Source organism: Klebsiella sp. Lac1, from assembly GCF_009825425.1.
In the GTDB taxonomy this organism is placed as follows: domain Bacteria; phylum Pseudomonadota; class Gammaproteobacteria; order Enterobacterales; family Enterobacteriaceae; genus Klebsiella; species Klebsiella electrica.
Genome location: NZ_VJZJ01000001.1, coordinates 2,143,446 through 2,168,844 on the forward strand (window position 1 = coordinate 2,143,446; position 25,399 = coordinate 2,168,844).

26 protein-coding genes are annotated in these 25,399 nt (G+C 48.0%); 12 read left to right on the top strand and 14 right to left on the bottom strand.

The features are described from left to right. The first annotated feature begins 154 nt into the window (after positions 1–154). The 3 genes from pfkB to FNY10_RS10420 all read left to right on the top strand — a co-directional run bounded on the left by pfkB (position 155) and on the right by FNY10_RS10420 (position 2,440). Positions 155–1,087, top strand: coding sequence for a 6-phosphofructokinase II (gene pfkB / locus FNY10_RS10410; protein WP_141964418.1), 933 nt, complete (start codon positions 155–157; stop codon positions 1,085–1,087). 90 nt (positions 1,088–1,177) lie between these two features. Then, positions 1,178–1,462 (top strand): type V toxin-antitoxin system endoribonuclease antitoxin GhoS, encoded by a 285-nt coding sequence (gene ghoS, locus FNY10_RS10415; RefSeq protein ID WP_131047899.1) that lies wholly within the window; start codon positions 1,178–1,180, stop codon positions 1,460–1,462. A gap of 105 nt (positions 1,463–1,567) precedes the next feature. Next, positions 1,568–2,440, top strand: coding sequence for a fructosamine kinase family protein (locus tag FNY10_RS10420; protein WP_100683553.1), 873 nt, complete (start codon positions 1,568–1,570; stop codon positions 2,438–2,440). Positions 2,441–2,461: 21 nt separating this feature from the next. On the opposite strand, the gene tonB is transcribed toward FNY10_RS10420, so the two are convergent. Beyond that, positions 2,462–3,196, bottom strand: coding sequence for a TonB system transport protein TonB (gene tonB, locus FNY10_RS10425; RefSeq protein ID WP_100683552.1), 735 nt, complete (start codon positions 3,194–3,196; stop codon positions 2,462–2,464). A gap of 89 nt (positions 3,197–3,285) precedes the next feature. On the opposite strand from tonB, the gene FNY10_RS10430 reads away from it, so the two are divergent. From FNY10_RS10430 to FNY10_RS10445, 4 genes are all read left to right on the top strand, one after another. Then, entirely contained in the window at positions 3,286–4,857 is a 1,572-nt protein-coding gene (locus FNY10_RS10430) for a recombinase family protein (RefSeq protein ID WP_160704582.1), read from the top strand. Between the two features lie 282 nt (positions 4,858–5,139). Beyond that, positions 5,140–5,562, top strand: coding sequence for a hypothetical protein (locus FNY10_RS10435; protein WP_223325918.1), 423 nt, complete (start codon positions 5,140–5,142; stop codon positions 5,560–5,562). A 205-nt stretch (positions 5,563–5,767) separates the two neighbouring features. After that, entirely contained in the window at positions 5,768–6,391 is a 624-nt protein-coding gene (locus tag FNY10_RS10440; protein ID WP_048331938.1) for a recombinase family protein, read from the top strand. A gap of 330 nt (positions 6,392–6,721) precedes the next feature. Next, a complete protein-coding gene (locus tag FNY10_RS10445; protein WP_053092156.1) occupies positions 6,722–7,084 on the top strand; it encodes a protease inhibitor I42 family protein in 363 nt (120 codons plus the stop codon). A 46-nt stretch (positions 7,085–7,130) separates the two neighbouring features. On the opposite strand, the gene FNY10_RS10450 is transcribed toward FNY10_RS10445, so the two are convergent. Beyond that, entirely contained in the window at positions 7,131–7,448 is a 318-nt protein-coding gene (locus FNY10_RS10450) for a hypothetical protein (protein ID WP_160704580.1), read from the bottom strand. A 1,265-nt stretch (positions 7,449–8,713) separates the two neighbouring features. On the opposite strand from FNY10_RS10450, the gene FNY10_RS10455 reads away from it, so the two are divergent. From FNY10_RS10455 to FNY10_RS10465, 3 genes are all read left to right on the top strand, one after another. Then, positions 8,714–9,235, top strand: a complete 522-nt coding sequence (locus FNY10_RS10455) for a hypothetical protein (protein ID WP_080792513.1) — start codon at positions 8,714–8,716, stop codon at positions 9,233–9,235. Further along, complete coding sequence (locus FNY10_RS10460) at positions 9,228–9,581, top strand: hypothetical protein (RefSeq protein ID WP_170918840.1); 354 nt, start codon at positions 9,228–9,230, stop codon at positions 9,579–9,581. Before FNY10_RS10455 ends, FNY10_RS10460 begins: the two co-directional genes overlap by 8 nt. 998 nt (positions 9,582–10,579) lie before the next feature. Next, positions 10,580–10,876 (top strand): YciI family protein, encoded by a 297-nt coding sequence (locus FNY10_RS10465; RefSeq protein ID WP_004863379.1) that lies wholly within the window; start codon positions 10,580–10,582, stop codon positions 10,874–10,876. A 312-nt stretch (positions 10,877–11,188) separates the two neighbouring features. Here FNY10_RS10465 and FNY10_RS10470 read toward each other — a convergent pair whose 3' ends face one another. The 5 genes from FNY10_RS10470 to FNY10_RS10490 all read right to left on the bottom strand — a co-directional run bounded on the left by FNY10_RS10470 (position 11,189) and on the right by FNY10_RS10490 (position 15,238). Further along, a complete protein-coding gene (locus FNY10_RS10470) occupies positions 11,189–11,509 on the bottom strand; it encodes a hypothetical protein (protein WP_202395492.1) in 321 nt (106 codons plus the stop codon). An 8-nt stretch (positions 11,510–11,517) separates the two neighbouring features. Further along, positions 11,518–12,210, bottom strand: coding sequence for an EAL domain-containing protein (locus FNY10_RS10475; RefSeq protein WP_141964416.1), 693 nt, complete (start codon positions 12,208–12,210; stop codon positions 11,518–11,520). A gap of 348 nt (positions 12,211–12,558) precedes the next feature. Then, a complete protein-coding gene (locus tag FNY10_RS10480; protein ID WP_131047896.1) occupies positions 12,559–13,623 on the bottom strand; it encodes a diguanylate cyclase in 1,065 nt (354 codons plus the stop codon). A gap of 568 nt (positions 13,624–14,191) precedes the next feature. Further along, positions 14,192–14,572 (bottom strand): RND transporter, encoded by a 381-nt coding sequence (locus FNY10_RS10485; protein WP_131047895.1) that lies wholly within the window; start codon positions 14,570–14,572, stop codon positions 14,192–14,194. A 492-nt stretch (positions 14,573–15,064) separates the two neighbouring features. Then, positions 15,065–15,238 carry a YciY family protein gene (locus FNY10_RS10490; protein ID WP_131047894.1) on the bottom strand — a complete coding sequence of 58 codons (174 nt, stop codon included), beginning with the start codon at positions 15,236–15,238 and terminating at the stop codon, positions 15,065–15,067. Positions 15,239–15,382: 144 nt separating this feature from the next. Between FNY10_RS10490 and cls the strand changes: the two genes are divergently transcribed. Beyond that, the gene (gene cls / locus FNY10_RS10495) at positions 15,383–16,843 is read left to right on the top strand and encodes a cardiolipin synthase (protein WP_100682461.1); all 1,461 of its coding nucleotides are present in this window, start codon (positions 15,383–15,385) and stop codon (positions 16,841–16,843) included. A gap of 34 nt (positions 16,844–16,877) precedes the next feature. Continuing rightward, positions 16,878–17,207 (top strand): HI1450 family dsDNA-mimic protein, encoded by a 330-nt coding sequence (locus FNY10_RS10500; protein ID WP_100682460.1) that lies wholly within the window; start codon positions 16,878–16,880, stop codon positions 17,205–17,207. A gap of 80 nt (positions 17,208–17,287) precedes the next feature. Here the strand turns inward: FNY10_RS10500 and FNY10_RS10505 are convergent, their stop codons facing one another. The 7 genes from FNY10_RS10505 to FNY10_RS10535 all read right to left on the bottom strand — a co-directional run bounded on the left by FNY10_RS10505 (position 17,288) and on the right by FNY10_RS10535 (position 25,151). Next, entirely contained in the window at positions 17,288–18,121 is an 834-nt protein-coding gene (locus FNY10_RS10505; protein WP_100682459.1) for an ion transporter, read from the bottom strand. 45 nt (positions 18,122–18,166) lie between these two features. Beyond that, positions 18,167–19,171 carry a murein tripeptide/oligopeptide ABC transporter ATP-binding protein OppF gene (gene oppF, locus FNY10_RS10510; RefSeq protein ID WP_141964414.1) on the bottom strand — a complete coding sequence of 335 codons (1,005 nt, stop codon included), beginning with the start codon at positions 19,169–19,171 and terminating at the stop codon, positions 18,167–18,169. Next, complete coding sequence (locus tag FNY10_RS10515) at positions 19,168–20,181, bottom strand: ABC transporter ATP-binding protein (protein WP_100682457.1); 1,014 nt, start codon at positions 20,179–20,181, stop codon at positions 19,168–19,170. Before FNY10_RS10515 ends, oppF begins: the two co-directional genes overlap by 4 nt. An 11-nt stretch (positions 20,182–20,192) precedes the next feature. Further along, positions 20,193–21,101, bottom strand: coding sequence for an oligopeptide ABC transporter permease OppC (oppC, locus tag FNY10_RS10520; protein ID WP_141964413.1), 909 nt, complete (start codon positions 21,099–21,101; stop codon positions 20,193–20,195). Positions 21,102–21,115: 14 nt separating this feature from the next. Continuing rightward, positions 21,116–22,036 carry an oligopeptide ABC transporter permease OppB gene (gene oppB, locus FNY10_RS10525; protein ID WP_004863406.1) on the bottom strand — a complete coding sequence of 307 codons (921 nt, stop codon included), beginning with the start codon at positions 22,034–22,036 and terminating at the stop codon, positions 21,116–21,118. An 84-nt stretch (positions 22,037–22,120) separates the two neighbouring features. Beyond that, positions 22,121–23,752 carry an oligopeptide ABC transporter substrate-binding protein OppA gene (oppA, locus tag FNY10_RS10530; RefSeq protein ID WP_131047893.1) on the bottom strand — a complete coding sequence of 544 codons (1,632 nt, stop codon included), beginning with the start codon at positions 23,750–23,752 and terminating at the stop codon, positions 22,121–22,123. Between the two features lie 751 nt (positions 23,753–24,503). Then, the gene (locus tag FNY10_RS10535; protein WP_131047892.1) at positions 24,504–25,151 is read right to left on the bottom strand and encodes a YchE family NAAT transporter; all 648 of its coding nucleotides are present in this window, start codon (positions 25,149–25,151) and stop codon (positions 24,504–24,506) included. Positions 25,152–25,399 lie beyond the last annotated feature (248 nt).

Consider the following 25,399-nt stretch of genomic DNA (forward strand, 5'->3'; position numbering starts at 1 on the left):
TTTGAATAAGACAGCTCCTGGAACAATCTTTATTTCATAAAGATAAAAATAAAAAGTGCTTTACAAATCACGACCCGCAATCGCTTCCTCTTCCCGGGAAGAAGTGCCATGCTTAAAAACAGAACAGCTTAATCCGTATCATGGAGGACATTAGATGACTAAAATCTATACGCTAACGCTGGCTCCCTCGCTCGACAGCGCAACGCTGACGCCGCAAATGTACCCTGAAGGCAAACTCCGCTGTAGCGCGCCGATTTTCGAACCCGGCGGTGGCGGTATCAACGTCGCGCGGGCAATCACCTTTCTCGGCGGTAAAGCTACCGCCATTTATCCGGCCGGTGGCGCCACCGGCGAACACCTTACGGCGCTGCTCACCGCAGAACAGGTTCCGGTTGTGCCTGTCGAGGCGCACGACTGGACGCGGCAAAATCTGCATGTACACGTGGGCTCAAGCGGCGAACAGTACCGTTTCGTCATGCCTGGTGCCGCCTTAACGGAAGAAGAGTTCCGCCTTCTCGAAGAAAAAGTTCTGGCAATCGAAACCGGCTCATTGCTGGTCGTGAGCGGCAGCCTGCCCCCAGGCATCGACGTTAACAACCTGACCGGGTTAGTCAAAATCGCGCAGCGTCACGGGCTTCGCTGCATCATTGATAGTTCGGGCGAGGCGCTGGCCGCCGCTCTTGATGTCGGCAATATTGAACTCGTCAAGCCTAATCAGAAAGAGCTGAGTGCCCTGGTAGGGCGCGATCTGAGCCAGCCGGATGACGTTCGACACGCAGCGCAGGAGCTGATTCGTTCGGGTAAAGTCCGTCGGGTGGTGGTCTCACTCGGCCCACAGGGTGCGCTGGGCGTTGATGCCAGCGGCAGTGTACAGGTCGTGCCGCCGCCGATGAAAAGCCAAAGTACCGTTGGCGCCGGCGACAGCATGGTGGGCGCTATGACCCTGCGTCTGGCGGAAGATGCCAGTCTGGAGGATATGGTCCGCTTCGGCGTCGCCGCCGGTAGCGCCGCCACCATTAATCAGGGTACCCGCCTGTGCTCGTTGGAAAACACACAAAAAATCTACACTTATCTGTGCGGTCGCTAGTTCCCCCTTCCCTCTGCTGACGCAGAGGGAGTCGCCAAATCATCATCATGGTCTATGCTGAAAATTCCATGGATTACAACAGGGTGAAAAATGAGCACAGAAATTGTTACCCGCGTCGTCACGGTCAACTTTCAGGAAGAGACGCTGACCGAAATTAACGAGCTAAGTAATCATCTCACCCGCGCAGGATTTACTCTCGTGCTGAATGACGAAAACGGTAAGGTCCATGAACTGGGGACGAATACCTTTGGCCTGATTTCCGGGCAAAGCGCCGACGAGGTCAAAGCGCTTAGCGCCGGACTGGCGGAAACAGCGCTGGGCCGCCCCGTCGACGTTACCGTCACCACATTTGCGGAGTGGTTGAAAGCTCAATAAGTGCGATTCGCGCAGCGGAGCGCGCCAGTTGTGCGTCAGTTCGAATTTTACACCGGGGTTATGGGCTAACCTTATGAAATGGTGGAAAACAAGGGGAGAGACAGCATGTGGCAAGCTATCAGCACGTTGTTAAGCGACTGGCATACCGAAACCGCTGAAATCGAACTCCGCAACGAACTGCCCGGCGGCGAAATTCATGCGGCCTGGCACTTACGTTTCGGCGGACGGGACTACTTTGTTAAATGTGATGAGCGAGAACTGCTGCCTATCTTTACCGCTGAAGCAGATCAGCTCGAGCTGCTGTCGCGGAGTAAAACCGTTAGCGTTCCGCAGGTTTATGCTGTTGGCAGCGATCGCGACTACAGTTTCCTGGTCATGGAGTATCTGCCCCCTCGCCCGCTGGACGCGCACAACGCCTTCTTACTCGGTCAGCATATTGCGCACTTGCATCAGTGGAGCGATCAGCCGCAGTTTGGGCTGGATTTTGATAACGATCTTTCCACTACACCGCAGCCGAACGCCTGGCAACGCCGCTGGTCGACTTTTTTTGCCGAACAGCGTATCGGCTGGCAGCTGGAGCTGGCTGCCGAAAAAGGGCTCAACTTCGGTGACATCGACAGCATCGTCGATAATGTGCAGCAGCGCCTGAGCAATCACCAGCCTCAACCGTCACTGCTGCATGGGGATTTGTGGTCGGGAAATTGCGCGCTAGGACCAAACGGCCCCTACATTTTCGATCCCGCCTGTTACTGGGGAGACAGAGAGTGCGATCTGGCGATGCTGCCGCTGCACCCTGAACAGCCGCCGCAGATCTACGATGGCTACCAGTCGATATCGCCGCTGCCCGCTGACTTTCTTGAACGTCAGCCGGTTTATCAGCTCTACACGTTGTTAAACCGGGCGATTTTGTTCGGCGGCCAGCATCTGGTGACGGCGCAGAAAGCGCTGGATGCGGTCTTAACGGAAAAGGCCCCCTGAGGGGGCCTGATTACAACGCGGTTAGCTTATCTCAACGCCCTTCAGACGGAATTTGATCGTCATGGTGACGCCGGTTCCCGGCTTGCCCACTTCATAGCGCCATTTGCGCAGCGCGTTTCTCACATCCCGTTCAAACATATTGGCTGGCTGTGCGGAGAGAATTTCTATGTTATCCACGCGCCCATCCGGCGTGACATCAAACTTGACGCGAACAGAACCTTCGATGCGCAGCGCCTGTGCACGTGTCGGGTATGACGGCTGGTTGCGGCTCAGCGCTCGCGGGCCGCTCGGCGCGGTCTGGGTGGGCTTCGCCATGGCTGGCGCGGAGTTCGGCTGCGTACGCGCCGGCGCCGTATTGGTCGTTTCAAACGGTGAAGCCGCGCGCGTTTCCGCCGGTTTCACATCACGTTTCGGCTGTTCGACCTTCTTCTCTGGCTTCGGCTTCGGTTTAGGCTTCGGTTTAGGTTTGGCTTCGGGCTTGTGAATGACGACCGGCGCTTCTTTTGGCGGCTCGGGTTCCGGCACGACCTCCGGCTCAGGTTCCGGTTCAACAACGGGCTCCACTACCGGTTGTGCGGCCTGTGGCGGTTCAAGGTCTGCCGGTGCAACCATCGTAATTTCGATCGGTTGCGAGGGAGAGGGCTGTTCAATAACCTGATGTACCGAGGTATAAAGCAACCCCGCCACAACGGCACCGTGGATAGCCACGGACAGCAGCGTCGGCCACGGGAAGCGGCGAGGTAAATCAAGGGTCATTGTATTTGAGCTATTCGGCGAGGTAGCATAAGCCATAGTTTTTCAAGGTTCTTTGCTAATTGATAATCATTTACGTCGAGTCTATCACTATGCGTCAAGTAATTACATACCTTCGTTTCAGCAGTAAGCCACAAGAACGTGGTGACTCAATACGCCGCCAGAAAGGTCTATTTGAGAGATGGCTGAAAGATAACCCTGATGCAAAAGTTGTCGATGAATTCTCAGATGAAGGTGCATCGGCATATCACGGTCACCATCTGAAAGGCGATTTTGGACGAATGCTTCAAAACATACAGGATGGTAAGTACCTGTCAGGGCAAACTGTCTTACTTGTCGAATCAGAAACCCGTCTTAACCGACAGAAAGCACGTAATACCGAAAACCTTGTAGACCTCATTACGGGTAAAGGTGTCGATGTGATTTGTCTCGAATCAGGCAAAATCTACACCAGCACCAATATTGATGACCTTGATACATCTATTCAATTGAAGATTGCCGCACACATCGCACATCAGCAATCAAAAGAGAAATCAATCAAGGTAAGTGCTGCATGGGAGCATAGAGCACAGCTTGCATTAGAAGGCAAACAGCAACTGACTAAAAATGTCCCAGGCTGGATAGACCCTGATACTCGTAAACTTAACGAGCACTCATCAACCGTTGTGACAATTTTCGATTTGCTCCTTTCTGGTGAATCTCTTCACAACATTGCTCGTTACCTTCAGGCAAACAACATTAAGTCATTCTCTCGACGTGAAAAAGCGAATGGCTTTAGTGTTCACTCTGTCCGTACTATCTTACGCTCTGAGTCAACCGTTGGAACACTGGCAGCATCCAAGCGTAATGACCGCCCCGCTATCCCCAACTACTATGAACCAGCGATTGATGTTGCCACCTTTAATAAGGCTCAGGAGATTCTGTCAAAAAATCGTGTTGGCAGAGCGCCAGCCAGTGACAATCCAATTACTATCAACCTATTTAAGGGAATCATTCGCTGTCAATGCGGTGCCTCAGTACATCCCACAGGTGTCAAGGCAACCTATCAAGGTGTTTACCGTTGTAACAATGTCCCTGATGGACGTTGCAATGTTCCTACCATTAAACGTAAACCCTTTGATAAATGGATGCTTGATAACATCGTTGGCTTCCTTGAGAGGGATGATGGTAACAACACTGACAAACGAAAAGCTGAGATTGAGTATCAAATTTCGTTGATAACCAGCAAGTTAAAAAAGGCAACCACCCTGCTTCTCGAACTGGATGATGTTACAGAGCTTAAAGAACAGGTCAAAGAACTGAACATTCAACGCAGTAACTTGCAAAGTGAATTAGACGAACTCACTCAGCGTGAAACATTGAGTGATAAGCCCTTGCATCACCTGTCGGAGATTGACTTGACGACCAAAGCAGGAAGAGTAGAAGCACAACTCATACTGTCAAAATTCGTACAATCCATCGAGCTGCAACGTGAAATGATAATAATCACGCTTCGAAACGGTACTGTAATTGGAAAATCAAGAGACTTATCTCCTGTGTTATCACAGGATTTAATGAAGCAAGTTGTATCATCCCCGTCACCTACAGACATCGACATGTTCAGCGTCATTACATCTGATGAAGAGTTCAGGAAGTCTGGTAAGCAGGTTACAAAACGTTCTTAGCAAGAGATTTTACGCTATGACCTGACGGCTTTACGTTTTCATTTTTGAAATGTGCATAAATAAACACCAAAACCCTGACAATACTGCGAAAAATGCATAAGCAATCACTTTATTAACAGGGTTTATCAGTGTATCAAGACATCTGAATTTTCACCATCAGCCCAGTGATACCAACGGTTGAGGGCGTTTTACTGTTTCACCACGGGGTACAGAGGGAATCAGACTATCTAACCCCTGATAAATAGCAGCTCATATGATGCATCATTGAACGTTGCTGAAAGCATGGCTAAAATCAAGAAAATTCTTATAAGTGGAATGATGTTGATGGTTAAGAAAATCTCATTGGTGGGCTTGTCAGTACTTGTTCTGGTGTCGCAATCTGCATTTGCGGCTGATTCACAACAATGGTTTCCTATGGCAACAGGCCAGAATGTTAGAATGTCAGCAAAGGGGGATTCATTTCGTAACATTGATGGCTCTTCTTCTTTGTTGGTTCAATATGAAGACACTGAGCATAAAACCGTCGAATATTACAAAGTTTCAGTAAAGAACAGCGACTGTGATAATGGATATGGGAAACTGAACTATTTCGATTTAGATGGTAAGTTCATTACTAAAGTCGATTATGTTTCCTCTGGTCGTAGCGTTGGTGCAGAAGTTGGTGATTTCATTTGCGGTGTAAGAAAGGGATTGAGTCAAAAGTAACGATTCATACAGGGGGGCTAACTTCGTTACCATCACCTCCCTGCTAACCCCCTTTTGACTTCTCCCCTTATGCTGGTTCACTTTAGGTATACCTCAAGAGGCACCGGTTTACTGAACCAGTTCACCCAAAAAATGATTTATTGAACCACACAAAACAGACTGATATAATTGAACCATCTTAAACAGACTGCTACGGTTCACTATCATGACTTCACGTGTCTACGCTTACCTCAGAGCTTCCACCACTCAGCAAGACGCAACACGCGCCAAAGGTCAGTTGGACGAATTCGCTACAGCCAACGGTATGACCATTTCAAGCTACTTCACAGAGAATGAATCAGGTGCATCTCTACAACGTCCTGAGTTGTTCAGACTGCTTGAGATTGCACAGAAGGGTGATGTTCTTTTAGTGGAGCAGGTAGACCGCCTGAGCCGCTTAAACGCTGACGACTGGCAGGCATTACGGCAGACCATCAGCAGTAAAGGGATTCGCGTTGTAGCGTTAGACTTGCCAACCTCGCACATGTTGTTAAACACTGGCGACGAGTTCACAGGGCGTATGTTTGAGGCGCTTAATTCAATGATGCTCGATATGCTGGCTGCAATCGCCCGTAAAGACTATACAGACCGTAAGCGTCGTCAGGCACAGGGGATTGTAAAGGCCAAGGCTGAAGGTAAGTTTAAGGGGCGTCCAGAAGACACGGAACGAAATGAGAAGATAGCCAAACTGCTACTGGCTGGTATGTCGTACAGTGACATCATGGACACGGTGAACTGTTCACGTGCGACTGTTGCAAGGGTGAGTAAGAGTCTCAAAGAATTAGCTTAATTTGGAGTCACGCCCTGCATCTTAGCGGGGCTTTCTGATTGATTTCATTGCAAATATGTCAAAAAAGTGCTTGTTAACCGCTACTTTCTCAGGTTCGCCTTCTAAGCAGGTATTCATCTGCTCATCAAATCTTCCAGACCCTCATAGATATGTTCCATAGTGTATAAATATTGGACTATCAAACGACCTTACCCAATTTTGGGAAAAATAAGATTAATGCCATTCGAGATGGATTCATAGTCTGCCATGATTCAATCATGCAGATGGAAAAACAGATATTGTTGTATCACTGGTTTTTTGGTCGATTTATATGTGAAAAGGAAGAGTAACATGAACAAAGTTAAAGCTGTTGTTTTCGGAGTTATGATGTCTGCTGCTATAACAGCCAATGCTGCAAATGAAACCACTACTGTAACAGGTGAAGTCGGGAAAGATATCAAACTATCCCTTGAGTCCAATCCGACTACGGGTTACGGCTGGATGATTAAAGACCTTCCTGATGGATTGATTTTCGTTTCTGGAGGATATGAGCAGTCAAAAGACTGTCCGAAAGGTGCTGTAGGGTGCGGTGGTGAAGAAGTGCTTCACTTCATTGGTGAAAAGAAAGGGGAAAGCACACTAAAACTCATTTACGGTCAGTCATTTAACAAATCAAGCTGGCAGGAAAAAGAAGTTAAAGTTGTGATTAAGTAATCTTGCCCTCCCTCTTTGTTTTCGCAGGGAGGGATGTATCATCTACTCACAGCCTAATACCTTTGAAAAATACCGCTGCAATTGTATAGGCAGAGCCAAAAGGTTTGATGTCTGGATCCGGCTTATGCTTACCGTTATCCCTGTACCATTGTTTCTGGCATTCAACACAAGCCATGCAGCTTGAGTAATGCTCACTAGCACCATGTCTCTTGCACATGTGAACAAAGAAACGCTGACCGCGTGCTCTGGCAATCTTTGCCGCAGCAGTTTTTCGGATGGTGAAGTCTTCTGTACCAGCCAGAAAGATGAATTGATTAGTTGGCTGAATAGCCTTATCAGGTAAATCGAAAGGTAGAACGCTCATAACACTGTTTGTCCATGTTCAAAAGTTAATCAAGTCCACTAGCAGAAATCACCAGTGAAAGAAAAACCCTTGCCGTGTAAGCGTTATGTGCTGCTGTTTCAGGGTGTAGGCAGCGATTGGAACCGATAATAAGTGATAGCTGTAGGTTGGTCACATTTGGGGTGTGAATCCTTCACCGTTCATCGGTCTGTTATTTGATGATTGCTAATCGGGTGGGCTTACTGGAATCTGTTACAAACTCAACTAAATGAGCCGTTACAGCAGAATTACCACATCGTTTCCGATGTTTCACATTCATCTCCTAATAGACTGATTATTCTATCAAAGATGATGGTTTGATGCAATTGCAATCTGAGCTGGTTTAGCACTCGCTGAGGGATTCTGATAGGCTATCTGAATAGATTACAAGGCGAAAGCAAGAAGCATGACAACGCGAAGCCATGCGAAAGTTGAAAGGATAATTTCCTTGATTGGTGATTCGGGAATTTAACTTTCTGTTAAGTGTTATTGATATTCTTTGTAAGTGAATCAATCAAATTTTCATGGCTTTTTGCGTTAGCCATGTTTATTGAAGTGAAACAAAAAGACTCAATCAGTTAACTTAACAGATAACTCTATTTATATCATATTTTCATCAATTTTTCTTAACAAAAAGTGCTAAATATGCATTTCCGCCATCACGCCATCCCGCCAATAATAACCATTCATCAATTTCTGTAATAACAAAATACCACTGGACAAAAACACAGTTCCGTATGATGATAATACAGTAATACTCATTTATCAAAATCGGTCAACAGGGTCTTAGATAGATGAGAATAGCTGGAAGGTCACTTTCTCAGGTTTTATTATGGGGGGTGACCTTTCCTGTTTAAGGGTTATTAATATGAATGAAAAAGAAATACTTTATCGTTGTAGCTGAAAAGACACATCGGTTCTACATGCAATATAAGAGCCTTTCCGAATTAACAGGAATTACACCTCCCTCTGATTACACCCCGCCTCGTATGATGACTAAAGCCAGACGGTACGAAATCATTAAGGCTATCTGTCAGAAACTGAAACCCCTTGACAGAACTTAACAACATGTTAACATTTGTATATTGGATTGATTTCCTAACAAATTAATGGCTTTCCTGTGGCATCCCTTCCTCGGGGACAGGTTAGCCAACCCCCTTACACATTCCAGATGACACTACACGGGTTACGTAAAAGACGGCCTGTGTGGTGTATTTTTGTATCTGAATTTCACGAGAGCGTTAATAATGAATAGTCCTACACAGAAACGAATTGAAATCGAATCACATTTCATCCCCAAAATTAAAGCCGCACTGGAAAACATAGAAGATGCAAAGGATATTTACAACGCAGACAGCCTGAACAAAGATACTCTTATTGCTATCAAGGCTAAGCAACTAATGTCTCAGCCAGTCGAAGATTATGGATTCAGAATCCGACAGATTACACACCCAGCGATGGTGCAGACCATTATTCAGAACATGATGAATGAGAATTACGTTGTGTATGAGATGGGCGCTGGATTTATCAAGTTTGTACCATTACAGCAGTCACCAAAACATAACCCGCTTGCTGAGATTGAAAATGCATGTAAGAAAGCTGCTGAGAAATTTGTTGATGCAGGAATCACTGAGAAAGCGAATAAGATAAATAGGGCTATCCATGCCCACAACGTATTGGTGAAACAGGCTGAAGAAGCGTTATCGGGAATTAAACCGCTTGAATCGTATCTATCTGTGATTGTCGCTGATGAGGTGGGTAATGACTAACAAAGTCACTGAAGCCGCTTACAAGGCTCAGATTGCTGCTTTACAGGCTCAGTTAATGCAACGCCATACGGTGACTGCTATCGACGCTGTACAGCCTTTCTGTGAAGCTATAGGTATTAATCCCGCTGATTACGTTAAGGCCACCAGCGCCATGAGCAACCAGCATAAAGCATTCTGTGACGGGATTCTGAAAGCAGCTTCTTCAAAGGTCACCCGCTTGCAGCGTGATGCAACTGTACGAATCCTTGAAGCACAGACAAAACGAAACAAAGCCATAACAGCAGCCTCAGAAGCGGCTGAAGTTGCTCAGTCGATGGGAGGGCTAAATGAATCAACTCTTCAATGAATATGGTCAGAAAGTACGAGCAAACATAGCTCTCAACCTTCACCCTTTTTATTTGGGGAAACTGGAAAGGCTGGCAAGCCGAATCGGTAGCGGGATTAAGTCAGAAGAACAGCGTCTAATACTGGCAATTGGTGAAATGCTACGAAACGTGGAGACTGAACAATGAACCTTTACGCATTCAACCCACTGAAACAAAATGATAAGCAAGAGGTGATTACCCCCGTAGCCTTTAATTTGGTCTTATCGCTACCTGAACAGCTACTGAAAAGGCTGGATAAGGTCGGCTATGAATTGGTTAAGCGTTACGGTATTGCAGGGTGTAGTGATAAGCAGCGACATCACATCGCTATAGTCCATTTGCTCAAAAAACATACATTTCGATGATAGCTTGTACCTTAAATAATCAGGCACTTTGTACCGTCAGGGTTTAGAAGCAAGACATCCCCCCTCACCTCCATAGACGAAATGCAAATTTCACTGAAATCAAAATCTCCCAGCTTTCTCAGATGATTTTGGACTTTGACTCTTGCCCCCTGCGGGCTATCCGCATGAACCAGAAACTTATAGATAACGCTGCTTTTTGACGTCAACTGAACCCGCGAATCATAAGAGGACATATGTAATCTCCTGAATGCTACTTGCTTTATCACGATTCACTGTACATAAAACCAGCATGGCAATCAATTGGCAATGTGAGATGAGAAGGGACTTAAAGGAGGCTTGCAAGTCAAATGAACGCCAGATAACCTAAAACCCGAATAGCCTATATTCAAGGGTCATTGCGCTCATAGTCGTTTCTGTTGAAAAATGATGCCTCGATTTTAAATGCAAATAGCAATCATATTCAATAAGCCTTGTTATCTTGCGTCAAAATTTGCCCCTTTTTGTCGGAAAAAATCCTGAAACACGGCATTTTAAGCCAGCGCGCATCTTTGCATTGCAGTCAACGGCGGATTCACTTAACGTGATTCGCCTGTTTATTGATAAGGAGCCTTGCCGTGCTTTACGTTATCTACGCTGAAGACATTGCCGATTCTCTGGAAAAGCGCTTGTCGGTACGTCCCGCCCACCTGGCACGTTTGCAGCTATTACAAGATGAAGGTCGCCTGTTGACCGCCGGTCCAATGCCTGCCGTCGACAGTAATGAACCTGGCGCCGCCGGGTTTACTGGTTCAACGGTCATTGCGGAATTCGAATCGCTGGAAGTCGCAAAAGCATGGGCAAATGATGACCCTTACATCGCGGCTGGCGTTTACCAGAACGTCTCCGTGAAGCCTTATAAGAAGGTATTTTAAAGCCCTGTATAACGCCGTGTGTATCAATAGCATGGCGTTATCAACTCTCTATCAGGCCGTAGTTAAGTCGATTTTATCGCGGTCGCAGGGTCTAAAAATCCTTTATCTATGCCCTGACTTTCACTTGCAGACCACAGGTGGCCCTGTGCCGACGCGTTGCCCAGTCACAAGCCGCGCAAAAAATTTTGCACGGTCTTATAGTTATTGTTCAATGACCAAAACATCGAAAATCCAGAGCGTTAGTTCAAATAGTCGATAGCACTGAATAGGTATCGATATTATAATCTTGTTGTCACTATTTTAATGTGCTTCCTACCATGCAACCATCGCTCGCTTCCAGACCACCTTCCCTTTTTTTACTTCTTTTGTAAACAGAAGTCGATTAAGCGCGAACAAAAAAACAACAGAAAAAACAAGTATTAAAATATATACGCCAATATCAACAGATGCCAGAAATGCGATGAAAGCTGCAACCAGCCCGATTATCAAGGACACGCAGGCAGATATCAGCTTAATTCTTCTACGCGCTTCTCTTGAAACATACCCTTTAATCTGGAATGCGTTGCAACTATGGCAATGGTCTTCAGTAATTAAATTAGCGCCGCAAAATGGGCATTTATTTTCACTTTTCATGATTTTTATTAACACTCAATGTAGTAGTAATCACCTTTCCATAACCGTCCCTGGCAAGCACTATCAATAACAGAAAAAACCTTATTTTTTTGCTCTATTGTTTCAACTCCCTCAACGATGACAAAGTCACAATACGATTTTATTTTCCCTAATATCGCTGTAAAATCATTATCGTTTTGAATCTCCCAAAAGTAATCCTTGTCTATTTTTATACATTCAAATTCAAATGATTCAATAACCTTTATGCTTGTCAGTCCTCGGCCAAAATCATCCAACCATACTGGACACAATGTGGACAGTTGCGTTAACTCAGCCATACAGCTCGGGTGCTTAAACTCGTGAAAATCCTCGTGGATCTCGACAGTAATATTTTTTTGCTTTTTTATGTAATCACTTACATATCTGTCGTTTAATATATAATCACTGATAAGGCTATCAACATTCAATGATACCGGCCTGTCATTTAAGAACAAAGGGTCGATTTCAGCAATTGTCAATAACTGCTTATTAAATACATCAATTATTTCCTTTTCGTTTAATGAACTGAAACAAAAAACCTTTTCATTAGGCAGATCATCATTGAAATTCTTTTTATTTACTTTCTTCGTTAGAATTTCCCAAGAGTGAACAGAACCATCTTTTTTGTAAGATGGCTCTAAAACAAAGCTATAGGATTCTATTTCCATCTTGTTCTTTATCATTAAAAAACACCGGAACTAGGAATAATCCTAATCCTGTCACAAATAAAAATAAAAGAGAAATAGTTTAAAATGATCGATAAAGATTGAACGATTGGTGAAAACTATCACAATGCAATAATCGATCGGTCATTTGAATTGATGGGGTTTTATGGCAATAAGAGAAACACGATTTCATTATCATGGATAATGAAATCAACTGGTTACAACCAACCAGTTGACCGGCAAATTCCTGACAACATTCGCTGTTTGTATCAGTGTTCTTTAGAAAAAGGCATGGCTGTTACCAGTTTTGCTCATTAATAATCCTTAATGTTTATATTTTATCTAGTTAAGAGATGGCTAATTACATTATTTTTTATTACTTTTCATGCAAAATCCATTTTTGCCATTACGCTTAACCTCATAAAGCATTTCATCCGCTTCCTTAATCCAGCTAATAATTGACGTTTTGTTTTTAGCACATGAAATACCGATACTGACAGTACAAGAAATATCTTTATGAGAAGGTAAGGAAAGGACCTCGATTCGTTCCTGAATTGCATGAACCATCGCTAAAACAAGCTGATCATTACTGTTGTTAACAATAACCGCTAACTCATCCCCACCAAATCTTGCAGGAATATCCTGCGCACCTGCACACTCTCTTAGTATTGTTGATATGCGAGATAATACTGCATCACCTACTTCATGACCGTAGGTATCGTTGATGTATTTAAAATTATCCACATCAATGAGAAGAAGATATGACAATATGCGTTTTTTTCGCGTCGCCCTGAAAGCCCCTTCCATTTTTTGCTCAAAAAACCGACGATTGGGAAGGTCTAATCCTGGATCCATAAGCGCTTGTTTTTCCAGTAACTCTCTCCTTTTTCTCAATTTTATAGATAGCCGTCTCGAAACAACACTCAAGAGTATGGGATAACATGTAACCAGCGGCAAAGAGAACCATACCGTCCTCGTGCTAAATTCAGTCGTATAATTAAAATCATTCAACAACCATATTAGTGTAAAACTGAGGAGCATACATAATAACGCTGGTTTTAAAATCCTCCAGCCACCCGCGGCATAACGATCTGCTATTTGAATTGAGACAATGAATATTGATGGAATCGGACTCACTTGCATTACTGCAATCCACATACCAGCCCAACACGAATCAAGTATCATGTTCTTTTTTTCAGTATTGAGCATGTCCTTCGACATAATACTGGCAATGTAAGCAATGGATGGCCAGGTCAGCGCATTCAGAATCAGCAAGGCAATTGTTATTTTATGATGTGATTGTTCTTCAAGCACTGAATATATAGGAATGAAACAAAGTATGACCCCTGCCTGACGCAGAAGATACACTCGTTTAATAAAGGATGCATTTCTGTCAGAAATGTATTTTTCATCAGGAAAGTTTTTTAACATGGTGTATCCATTATGAATTACTTAGCGTCGGCCATCCAGTTAACCCTCTAAATTCTAAGGTGAAAACTTGCATAACGATTTTAAAATTATAATATGAACGTGCAATTTACAAGGTCTCATATCAATGAATAATAAACATACTGATAATCAGATTTGGTATCGGTGTTTATTTTATACTTTCTTATACCTGTGCTTATCAAACAAAAACCTCTTTTCGTAGTGTTAGTTGCCAGGAAATCAAAGCCGTACAACATTAAACTCTGTTAATTTACCAATTTTGGTAGGAGTGATAAAAAAACAGCATAACATACGACCAGTACAGCCCCACCTGCAGTTATCTATCCTTTACTACAAATTATTTTGTTATGGACACAGCAACATTGCCATGAACGATTTCCCCGGAGTCCCTCTGCCAGGGGTTTTATCGTCGCATTGCGCCGGGGACTATTTGTCAATCGTCTTCCCCTGCTCCGATCGCATCTGCAACCGGCTCTTTTGCGGCGGCCTGCGGCCCTGGCCGACCCGGCGTCCGGAGCGACAGCGCATCCCCGGACGCAACTGCGGATATTCACCGGGAATTAGCCAGAGCTGCGCTGGAGGTAGCCGCGCCATCTGACTGAATGTTTGATGCGGAATTCCAGTCTTTGCCGATCAGCGCGCTATCTGATTGCCCGGATGAGGAGCTGATTGTCTCATCCTGGGGTGACAATGTTGAGCCATCAATGGCTTCATTCGTGCCAGCACCATCCGGTGTCGTGCTTGACCATTGTCCATCGCTGGAATAGGTATCCAACCCATTAATCTCATTTGGGATGCTGTCAGATGTTGTCCCGTCATCATTAACGCAGACCTGGCCTCCCATATTGTTAGGTTCGCAGTCAGAGGCATAAGTTACCTCAGTCATTGAAATCAGGATGACCCCGGCAAATAACAAACCTTTTAATTTCATTATGATATCCAGCGAATCAACGAAAGTACATCTTAACTATATGATTTAACAGGAAGCATCGTGGTTAAATTATGTGTTTTTTTGTAAGGTGGTTTGAATCAGCGCAATATCGGGTTGCGCGTATGGGTGATGGCATGAATCCTGAACCTGGCCATTTTTCCCATGGCGTATCTGCGGGGGATTTTTTAACTGATGACAATCTGCCCTGATAACAGGTTTTCAGCGTTGAATAATCGCTTGATTTTTTCTGCTGTTGGCCGATTAACCACCGCCCTCACCCAGGCTCCTGAAGCGGGCCGTTAAACCCGCCACCCATCGCCTGGTCCTGAGGTCCCTGCAACGTAACCGGGGTAGAGCAAGTGATGATGGAAGACAGGGCCAGGGATGAAGGTAACGCTTCGTTTTGGTCAGCAATTCTTCTACACTGCGGGCGGTGTTTTGCGACCGTCCGGCAGCAAAACAACAGAGGCACCGTAAAAGGTGCCTTTTAGATCAGTACTCAGTGAGGACAAACAGCAGGGAACTACGTTGTCGTTTCACCAGTTCCTTCCTGATGGAGAGGATGCGCATGTTGCGGCGCGATTGGGCTTCCAGCCAGCGGGACTTGCGGCGACTCACCTGTCTTAGCATGCGCCAGCGCCCTACTTCCGTTCTACTACGCTTCATTGCTACTACTCTACAAGTGAAAAACAGACCACATTATAGACCCATGAATCTGGCTAACCAACGCTTTCGCTGCGTTTTTATTTGCCAGATGGATGTTGATGCGTAAACTCATGACATAGAGTTATTCAAAAGGATTTTTCATCTATGACAACCTTTTACACGGTGGTGAACTGGCTGGTCATCCTCGGTTACTGGTTACTCATCGCCGGTGTAACGTTACGTATTCTGATGAAACGGCGCGCCGTACCTTCAGCAATGGCGTGGTTGCTGATTATCTACATTCTTCCGCTGGTCGGTATTATTGCCTATCTCTCATTTGGCGAACTGCATCTGGGCAAACGTCGTGCGGAGCGGGCCCGGGCGATGTGGCCCTCAACCGCCAAATGGCTTAACGATCTCAAAGCCTGCAAACATATTTTTGCCGAGGATAACAGCCCGGTCGCCGCATCGCTGTTTAAGCTCTGCGAACGCCGTCAGGGGATCGCCGGTGTAAAGGGCAATCAGCTGCAGCTCCTGACCGAGTCTGATGACGTGATGCAGGCGCTGATGCGCGATATCCAGCTGGCGCGGCACAATATAGAGATGGTGTTCTACATCTGGCAACCCGGCGGCATGGCCGATAAGGTCGCGGAATCGCTGATGGCCGCGGCACGGCGCGGCGTCCACTGCCGGCTGATGCTCGATTCCGCCGGCAGCGTCGCCTTTTTCCGCAGCCCGTGGGCCGCCATGATGCGTAACGCCGGTATCGAGGTTGTTGAAGCGCTGAAGGTTAACCTGATGCGTGTTTTTCTGCGCCGCATGGATTTACGCCAGCACCGCAAAATGGTGATGATTGATAACTATATTGCCTATACCGGCAGTATGAACATGGTCGACCCGCGCTTCTTTAAACAGGATTCTGGCGTCGGTCAGTGGATTGACCTGATGGCGCGTATGGAAGGCCCGGTCGCCACGGCAATGGGCATCGTCTACTCCTGCGACTGGGAGATTGAAACCGGCAAGCGTATTTTACCGCCGCCGCCGGATCTCAATATTATGCCCTTTGAAGAAGCCAGCGGGCACACGATTCATACCATTGCCTCTGGCCCCGGTTTCCCGGAAGACCTGATTCATCAGGCGCTACTCACCGCTGCCTATTCCGCCAAAGAATATCTGATAATGACCACCCCTTACTTCGTGCCCAGCGACGATCTGCTGCATGCGATCTGTACCGCGGCGCAACGCGGGGTCGACGTCAGCATTATCCTGCCGCGTAAGAATGATTCGCTGCTGGTTGGCTGGGCCAGCCGGGCCTTCTTCACCGAGCTGCTGGCGGCCGGAGTTAAAATTTATCAGTTTGAAGGCGGCCTGCTGCATACCAAAAGCGTTCTGGTCGACGGCGAGCTCAGCCTGGTCGGTACCGTGAATCTCGATATGCGCAGTCTGTGGCTTAATTTCGAAATCACGCTGGTCATTGACGACGTCGGATTCGGCGGCGATCTGGCCGCCGTTCAGGACGATTATATTTCTCGTTCGCGCCTGCTGGACGCCCGGCAGTGGTTAAAACGACCGCTCTGGCAGCGGATCACCGAGCGACTGTTTTACTTCTTCAGTCCGTTGCTGTAAAACGTGCCAATCAGATGTTGAATGGGTAGCAATCATGGATATGGATTTAAACAATCGCCTGACCGAAGACGAGACGCTTGAACAAGCTTATGACATCTTCCTGGAGCTGGCTGTCGACAACCTCGATCCGGCGGATGTCATTCTGTTTAACCTGCAGTTTGAAGAACGCGGCGGCGCCGAGCTGTTCGACCCCGCGCCGGACTGGGAAGAGCATGTCGATTACGACCTTAACCCGGACTTTTTCGCCGAAGTCGTGATTGGTCTTGCCGATACCGATGGCGGTGAAATTAACGATATCTTCGCGCGCGTTCTGCTGTGCCGCGAAAAGGACCACAAGCTGTGCCATATTCTGTGGCGTGAATAAACAACGCCCTCACTGAAGCAATAAAAAACGGCAGACGGTCGCCACACCGCCTGCCGTTTTATTTTTCTCCGCGACGATGACTATTTCGGCAGTTCACTCCCGCAGGCGTTGCAGAAACGCGCATTTTCATCATGCGCGGCGTGCTGACAGTTTGAACACGCGCGTGCACGGCGATGTTGCCATGCGCTGGTCATATGCGTGGTGATAAGCCCTGTCGGAATGGCGATAATGGAATAGCCGATTAAGATCAGAATCGAGGCCAGAATTCTGCCGATCGGCGTATGCGGCGTAATATCGCCATACCCTACCGTCGTAATGGTCACAATTGCCCAATAGACCGATGCATTTAAGGTGGTAAACCCGTATTGCGGCCCCTCAATCAGGTACATCAGCGATCCAAAGATAACCATCACGATGGCAATAAAGGAATAAAAGAGGATCAGCTGATGGCGGGCGCTGACGATAGCCGCCCAGAAAATATTCAATGACGGCATAAAACGCAGCAGCTTAAGAATACGCAAGCAGCGAATCGCCCGCATCGCCCGCCACGCAAAGACATAATTGAGGCCCATTTCCGGCCACATCCACATCACATACATCGGCAGGATAGTGGCTAAATCGATCACCCCCCAAAAGCTGAAAATATAGCTGAAGGGTTTTGGCCAGCTGATAATACGCAGGAAATACTCGAGGGTAAAAACAACGGTGACAAACAGCTCCAGCCAGACAAAAATATGCCACTCATCAAACGTCAGGTGATATTGCGTGCCCAGACCGGACTCAATAAAAATCACCAGCACGCTCAACAGCGCAAAAAGACCGCACAGACCTTCAAATCGTCGTCCGGAAAGACGGGTTTGATCGAAGAGCAGATGATACAGCCGCTGGCGAGCGGCGTGAAAATTAACAACCACGTTTAACCTCGCAAAAAAAGGGCTGACCTGCGTCAGCCCCAGAGATTATAACGGGTCTACCTTCAGGCAGGAAACCGCATGTCGGAAACTCCCCTCCAGCACCGGCCGCGTTTTCGCGCATTCTGGCCCGGCGATGGGGCAACGCGTACGGAAAACACACCCCGACGGCGGGTTTATCGGCGACGGCAGCTCCCCTTCCAGCAGCTGTATGGTTTTGTTCTTTTCCAGATCCGGGTCTGGAATCGGCACCGCGGACATCAGCGCTTTGGTATAGGGGTGCAGCGGATTGTGGTACACCTCATTATACGTGCCCAGCTCTACCGCATGGCCCAGATACATCACCAGAACGCGATCGGAAATATGCTTCACCACCGCCAGATCGTGGGCGATAAAGATCAGCGACAGGCCCATTTCTCGCTGCAGCTGCTGCAGCAGGTTAACAACCTGCGCTTGAATCGAGACGTCCAGCGCCGAGACCGGCTCATCGCAGATAATCAGCTTCGGCTCAAGGATCAGCGCACGAGCGATACCGATACGCTGACACTGCCCGCCGGAAAACTCGTGCGGATAGCGGTTAATCAGGTTCGGCAACAGACCCACTTTCATCATCATCGCTTTCACGCGGTCACGCACTTCCTGACGCGACATTTTTGGATGATAGGTGCGCAGCGGCTCGGCAATAATTTCACCGATCGTCATACGTGGGTTCAGCGAAGCCAGCGGATCCTGGAAGATCATCTGGATATCGCTGCGAACATCGCGCCACTCTTCCTGCTTCATGCCCAGCAGATCTTTGCCAAGCCAGGCGACTTTACCGTCGGTCGCCTTCACCAGACCAATAATCGCCCGGGCAAAGGTCGATTTACCGCAGCCGGATTCCCCGACCACCCCCAGCGTTTCGCCCTCGTAGAGACGCAGCGTGACGCCATCCACCGCTTTCAGCGTTTTGGCCGGCTGCCAGAACCATTGCCTGCCATCCTTAATATCAAAGTGGACCTTCAGATCGGCAATTTCGAGCAGGACTTTTCTTTGTTCCGTAACGGCGTTCATAGCAGATCCCCGACTGGTTGAAAGCAGGCGCGCAGGCGGCCCGGTGCAAACTCCTCCAGAGGTGGAGCGCTATAACAAATCTCCATTGCGTGCGGGCAACGCGGCTGGAACGGGCAACCTTTCGGCAGGCGCAGCAAGTTTGGCGGGTTGCCCGGAATGGTCAACAGCGACTCGCCCTCGGCGTCCAGACGCGGAACCGCATTCAGCAAGCCGATAGAGTACGGATGCGAAGGATGATAAAAGACATCCCGCGCCATGCCGTATTCCATGGTTCGCCCGGCATACATCACCAGCACTTTGTCGCAGATCCCGGCGACAACGCCGAGATCGTGGGTAATCATAATGATCGCCGTATTGAACTCGCGCTTAAGCTCGTTCAACAGGGTCATGATTTGCGCCTGGACCGTGACATCCAGAGCGGTGGTCGGCTCATCGGCAATCAGCAGTTTAGGCCGGCACAGCAACGCCATCGCAATCATCACGCGCTGGCGCATCCCGCCGGAGAACTCGTGCGGATACATTTTCATGCGCTTGCGCGCTTCCGGCATCTTTACCGCATCCAGCATTTTCACCGACTCTTCAAACGCTTCGGCTTTTCCCAGACTTTTATGCAACATCAGGACTTCCATCAGCTGCTCACCCACCCGCATATACGGGTTCAGGGAGGTCATCGGGTCCTGGAATATCATTGAAATTTGTTCGGCGCGAAGCTTATTCAGATCGCGCTCCGGCAGATTGAGAATCTGGCGGCCGTTAAACAGCGCCGACCCGCCAATCTGACCGTTGGAGGCCAGCAGGCCCATTAAAGCAAACGCGGTCTGCGACTTACCGGACCCCGATTCGCCAACGATGCCCAGCGTTTCCCCGGCCCGCAGGTTAAAATTGAGGTCGTTCACCGCCGTGACATCGCCATCCGGCGTTTTGAACGTGACGCGGAGATCTTTGACATCCAGCAGCAGGCCAGATTGTTGCTGTGCCTGCGGCGCTTTTGCCGTTTCAATTGTGTTCATGACGGCGCTCCTTAGCGATCTTTCGGGTCGAGGGCATCACGCAGGCCATCGCCGATAAAGTTAAAACAGAACAGCGTCACCACCAGGAAACCCGCCGGGAACAGCAGCAGCCACGGCGACACTTCCATAGAGTTCGCGCCATCGCTGAGCAATGCCCCCCAGCTGCTCAGGGGTTCCTGAGTCCCCAGACCAAGGAAGCTTAAGAAGGATTCAAACAGGATCATGCTCGGTACCAGCAGCGAGGCGTACACCACCACCACACCCAGTACGTTAGGCACGATATGACGAACCACAATACTGAATGTTGAAACACCGCCGACCTGCGCCGCTTCGATAAACTCTTTGCGCTTCAGGCTCAGCGTCTGGCCGCGAACAATACGCGCCATATCCAGCCAGGAGACCATCCCGATGGCAACGAAAATCAGCAGGATGTTCTGGCCAAAGAAGGTGACGAGCAGGATAACGAAGAACATAAACGGGAAGGAGTTGAGGATCTCCAGCAGGCGCATCATCACAGAATCGACTTTGCCGCCCAGGTAGCCGGAAAGTGAGCCGTAGAGCGTACCGAGAACCACCGCCACCAGCGCCGCGGCCACCCCGACCATCAGCGAGATGCGCCCGCCGATAGCGACGCGAACCAGCAGGTCGCGGCCGGAAGAGTCGGTACCAAAGTAGTGGCTGGATGTCGTATCCGGCGCACTGGACATCATGCCCCAGTCGGTATCGAAGTAGGAGAACTGCGACACCATCGGCGCAATAGTCACAAACAGCGCGATAATCACCAGCACAATCAGGCTGGCCACGGCGGCACGGTTATGCATGAAGCGACGGCGGGCATCCTGCCACAAACTACGTCCTTCGACTTCCAGCTTTTCACTGAAGTTTTCCAACGCCTCGTTGCTTTTCTTACTTAACATCATGGCGAACTCCAGCCTCAATAGCGAATCTTCGGATCGATAACGGCATACAGCACGTCAACAATCGCGTTAAACAGAATAGTCAGCGCACCGACCAGAATTGTCAGGCTCAGCACCAGCGAATAGTCACGGTTAAGCGCGCCATTGACAAACAGCTGACCAATACCCGGAAGACCGTAGATCGTTTCGATAACCATCGAGCCGGTGATGATCCCGACGAAAGCGGGCCCCATATAAGAAAGAACCGGCAACAGAGCGGGTTTCAGCGCATGGCGCAAAATAATGCGCCGCATCGGCAGCCCTTTCGCTCGCGCGGTGCGGATAAAGTTGGAATGCAGGACCTCAATCATTGAGCCGCGGGTAATACGCGCGATACTGGCGATATAGGCTAACGACAAGGCCACCATCGGCAGAATCATAAATTTCAGCGCCCCGCCGTTCCAGCCGCCGCCGGGCAACCAGTGCAGCGTGATGGCGAAGATCATCACCAGCAGCGGCGCAACCACGAAACTGGGTATCACCACGCCGGTCATTGCCACCCCCATGACCGCATAATCCCATTTCGTATTCTGCTTCAGGGCCGCAATAACCCCTGCCGTCACGCCGAGAACCACCGCCAGCAGGAAAGCAGCAAGCCCTAATTTAGCGGAAACCGGGAAGCTCGACGCCACCAGATCGTTGACCGAGTAGTCTTTATATTTAAAAGAGGGACCGAAATCACCGTGCGCCAGCTGCTTCAGATAATTGAAGTACTGGGTCATGATGGGGTCGTTTAAATGGTATTTGGCTTCAATATTCGCCATCACTTCCGGCGGCAACGTGCGTTCACCGGTAAATGGACTTCCCGGCGCAAGGCGCATCATGAAGAAAGAGATGGTAATAAGAATAAATAGCGTCGGAATCGCTTCCAGACAGCGACGAAAAATAAATTTTAACATTGCCCGTACCTTCTGGCCTGTGCCTATCGAGTGCGATGAATTCAGACACGGTGGGGCAAGCGTCGCCTGCCCCACGTATTGCCATTAATGTTTGATAATATAAAGATTTTTAACGTAGATATTATCTAACGGGTCTTTACCGGTATAGCCACCCACCCACGGTTTAACCAGACGGGCGTTGACGTAATAGAAGACCGGCACGATCACAGAATCTTTATCGAGCTGCTGTTCCGCCTGCGCATACAGGTCTGCACGCTTCGCGTCATCATTAGTTTGTAATGTTTCTGCGATAATTTTATCGAAAGCCGGGCTCTTATAATGAGAGGTGTTATTTGAGCTGTCGCTCAGCATCGTATTCAGGAATGAGGTCGGTTCGTTGTAATCCGCACACCAGCCAGCACGCGCTACGTCGAAGGTCCCCTGATGACGATTATCGAGGAAGGTTTTCCATTCCTGATTTTCCAGCTTGACGTTGGCGCCCAGGTTTTTCTTCCAGATAGAGGCGACGGCAATAGCCAGTTTTTTATGCAGGTCGGAAGTGTTATACAGTAAATTAAAGGTCAGCGGCTTATCGGCGGTATATCCGGCTTCGGCCAGCAGTTTTTTCGCCTCTTCGTTACGCTTGTCCTGAGACCAGGTAAACCATTCTGGTTTGACAACCTTCATGCCATCGGTATACGGCGGCGTATAGCTATAGGCCGGCAGGTCGCCCTGATTCTTCACTTTATTCACGATAATATCGCGATCCAGCGCCATTTTCAGCGCGGTACGGACGCGCACATCGGTAAACGGTGCTTTCTGGTTATTAATTTCGTAGTAATAGGTGCAGAGATACGGGTCAACGTGTACTTCTTGCGGGATCTCTTTTTTCAGTTTCTGGAACAGTTCAATCGGCATGTTGTTATAGGTCATGTCGATTTCACCGCTGCGGTAGCGGTTAACATCGGTCACTTCGGAAGAGATCGGCAGGTAGGTGACCTGATTAATGACGGTTTTTGCGTTATCCCAGTATTGCGGATTACGTTCAAGCACAATACGTTCGTTAACAACCCAGTCTTTCAGCTTATAAGCACCGTTGGTCACGATATTAGCTGGCTGGGTCCATTTCTCGCCATATTTTTCGATGGCGGCTTTCGGCACCGGAGAAACGGATGGGTGCACGAGGAGTTTATAGAAATAAGGAACCGGTTCGCTCAGCGTGACTTCGAAGGTTTTATCATCAATCGCTTTGACGCCCAGATCGGTGATCGGTTTTTTGCCCGCGATAATGTCATCCACATTCAGCAAGTGGCCATATTGCAGGTAGCTTGCATAAGGTGAAGCGGTTTTCGGATCCGCCAGACGCTGCCAGCTATAGACGAAATCCTGCGCGGTAACCGGCGTGCCATCAGACCATTTCGCATCTTTACGCAGATGGAAGGTCCAGACTTTAAAATCCTTATTATCCCAGGATTCTGCGACCCCAGGGATCGGGTGGCCTTGAATATCGCCAATCACTAACCCTTCAAACAAATCGCGGTTAATGTTGGATTCCGGAACGCCTTCAATTTTATGCGGGTCGAGGGATTGCACTTCCGCGCCATTATTACGTACCAGCGATTGTTTATCCGCCAGCTGTACCCCAGCAGGTACATCCGCTGCCATGGCAACATTCGCGGTAATTAGCGCGGACAGAATCCCCGCGGCTACCAGACTTTTTTTGGTGATGATGGTCATTGTGTTGTTACTCCATTCATTATAATTACTGGTTATTTAACCAGCCTGTTCTTTTCCCCATACGGGATTCTGTACAGTGCAGGAGTTTATGCTGCTGTCAGAGTTTACTGCTTGCTATCACCGACTTAATTTATTACGACCGCTCAAACGGCGACCTTGACGTCGATTCTTTCATCCCCTGTCGCGGGGCGGTTTCAGCCACAACGAGTTATTTAATAATGATTCTCATTTATGGGCATTTGTTCAGTTAGCGATCACGGCGGAAAGTACCAAAAGGTCGTATCATCCGCCAATGCAATTTGCAAATATGTTACCGGATTCTCTTTTATGGTTTTTTCTACGCCGTTATCTGGCCCTGTCTTTTGGCGAAAAAATCATTAAAGATGTTATTTTTCATACAGATAATTTCAACAACCTGTTGCGGATGCCGCCAAACCACGCGGAGATGCATTTTTGTACAAAAATTTAACAATCGGTTATTATTTAGCACATTCATCTGCCCCGGTTATGAAATTACTAATATCATTTCAATTATGCGACGGCAAGCACCAGAGAATGATGTGAAGAAAATAACAGTGGTGAAGGTGTAAGAAAAGGAGAGGAAATGAACAGAAAGTTAGTTAAGATAATGATAAATAACAGTATTTATTAATATCACAGAAAGCTATCGTGCACGGCCATATCTGTTTCATTGATAACTTTTGCTAATAAAGCAAAGCGGAGCGCCCGGCTCCGCATCGCCCGGGCTCGTTTAATTAACCAGACCAGGAAACAGCGCTTTGATACCGGTGACGATAAACTCAATCCCCAGCGCCATCAGCAACAGCCCCATAATACGCGTGATGACGTTGATACCGGTCTGGCCTAACAAGCGCACCAGCCACGGCGCCATGCGGAAAATCCCCCAGCAGCATAAGGCAAACAGGGCAATCGCAATCGAGAACCCCAAAAGGTAGGTTACCGTGTGGTAGCGCGTTCCCCAGACGATAGTCGAGCTGATTGCGCCCGGCCCTGCCATCAACGGCAGCGCCAGCGGCACGACGCCGATACTTTCCCGAATCGCGGTTTCTGATTTTTCCTGCTTATTTTGTTTATCCTCGCCGAGCTTGCCGCTTATCATCGACATCGCAATCGTCACGACCAGGATCCCGCCGGCAATGCGGAATGAATCAATAGAGATGCCGAAAATTTGCAAAATCGAGTCACCGAGAAAGAGCGACGTCAGCAGAATAATGGCCACCGAAAGATTCGCCGTCAGGTTGGTCTTATTGCGGATCGCGGCCGTCTGGTAACTGGTCATACTAATGAAGACCGGGATGATGCCAACCGGGTTAACCAGCGCAAATAGCCCGATGAAAAACTTGAAGTAAGTTGAAAAATCAAACAACGGTAGAGTCACAGTGCGCTCCGCAGCATCATTAAAAATGGCTGTTGACAGTTAACCACATAAAATATTCGCGCAGAAGATACGCTTTTTAGCAGCATAATTCATCACAAATATACCTATAACGACGCCAGAATGGCATGTTATATATTTGTTTACCGCCGTTACTTATTCACTAAGTTTGCATACCTATTATTACACTTGATTTGACCGGTCAAAAAACAGCCTGCTGAAAGGTGTCAGCTTGAAGCAAACTTGATCTA

Excerpts from the sequence above, each read along its gene's own strand:
- FNY10_RS10515 (WP_100682457.1), bottom strand. The coding sequence starts at position 20,181 with ATGAACACAATTGAAACGGCAAAAGCGCCGCAGGCACAGCAACAATCT.
- tonB (WP_100683552.1), bottom strand. The coding sequence starts at position 3,196 with ATGACCCTTGATTTACCTCGCCGCTTCCCGTGGCCGACGCTGCTGTCC.
- oppB (WP_004863406.1), bottom strand. The coding sequence starts at position 22,036 with ATGTTAAAATTTATTTTTCGTCGCTGTCTGGAAGCGATTCCGACGCTA.
- FNY10_RS10445 (WP_053092156.1), top strand. The coding sequence starts at position 6,722 with ATGAACAAAGTTAAAGCTGTTGTTTTCGGAGTTATGATGTCTGCTGCT.
- FNY10_RS10440 (WP_048331938.1), top strand. The coding sequence starts at position 5,768 with ATGACTTCACGTGTCTACGCTTACCTCAGAGCTTCCACCACTCAGCAA.
- FNY10_RS10450 (WP_160704580.1), bottom strand. The coding sequence starts at position 7,448 with ATGAGCGTTCTACCTTTCGATTTACCTGATAAGGCTATTCAGCCAACT.
- FNY10_RS10480 (WP_131047896.1), bottom strand. The coding sequence starts at position 13,623 with ATGTTAAAAAACTTTCCTGATGAAAAATACATTTCTGACAGAAATGCA.
- FNY10_RS10430 (WP_160704582.1), top strand. The coding sequence starts at position 3,286 with ATGCGTCAAGTAATTACATACCTTCGTTTCAGCAGTAAGCCACAAGAA.
- FNY10_RS10435 (WP_223325918.1), top strand. The coding sequence starts at position 5,140 with ATGGCTAAAATCAAGAAAATTCTTATAAGTGGAATGATGTTGATGGTT.
- oppF (WP_141964414.1), bottom strand. The coding sequence starts at position 19,171 with ATGAACGCCGTTACGGAACAAAGAAAAGTCCTGCTCGAAATTGCCGAT.
- FNY10_RS10475 (WP_141964416.1), bottom strand. The coding sequence starts at position 12,210 with ATGATAAAGAACAAGATGGAAATAGAATCCTATAGCTTTGTTTTAGAG.
- cls (WP_100682461.1), top strand. The coding sequence starts at position 15,383 with ATGACAACCTTTTACACGGTGGTGAACTGGCTGGTCATCCTCGGTTAC.
- FNY10_RS10420 (WP_100683553.1), top strand. The coding sequence starts at position 1,568 with ATGTGGCAAGCTATCAGCACGTTGTTAAGCGACTGGCATACCGAAACC.
- ghoS (WP_131047899.1), top strand. The coding sequence starts at position 1,178 with ATGAGCACAGAAATTGTTACCCGCGTCGTCACGGTCAACTTTCAGGAA.
- FNY10_RS10485 (WP_131047895.1), bottom strand. The coding sequence starts at position 14,572 with ATGAAATTAAAAGGTTTGTTATTTGCCGGGGTCATCCTGATTTCAATG.
- oppA (WP_131047893.1), bottom strand. The coding sequence starts at position 23,752 with ATGACCATCATCACCAAAAAAAGTCTGGTAGCCGCGGGGATTCTGTCC.
- oppC (WP_141964413.1), bottom strand. The coding sequence starts at position 21,101 with ATGATGTTAAGTAAGAAAAGCAACGAGGCGTTGGAAAACTTCAGTGAA.
- FNY10_RS10500 (WP_100682460.1), top strand. The coding sequence starts at position 16,878 with ATGGATATGGATTTAAACAATCGCCTGACCGAAGACGAGACGCTTGAA.
- FNY10_RS10455 (WP_080792513.1), top strand. The coding sequence starts at position 8,714 with ATGAATAGTCCTACACAGAAACGAATTGAAATCGAATCACATTTCATC.
- FNY10_RS10470 (WP_202395492.1), bottom strand. The coding sequence starts at position 11,509 with ATGAAAAGTGAAAATAAATGCCCATTTTGCGGCGCTAATTTAATTACT.
- FNY10_RS10460 (WP_170918840.1), top strand. The coding sequence starts at position 9,228 with ATGACTAACAAAGTCACTGAAGCCGCTTACAAGGCTCAGATTGCTGCT.
- FNY10_RS10490 (WP_131047894.1), bottom strand. The coding sequence starts at position 15,238 with ATGAAGCGTAGTAGAACGGAAGTAGGGCGCTGGCGCATGCTAAGACAG.
- pfkB (WP_141964418.1), top strand. The coding sequence starts at position 155 with ATGACTAAAATCTATACGCTAACGCTGGCTCCCTCGCTCGACAGCGCA.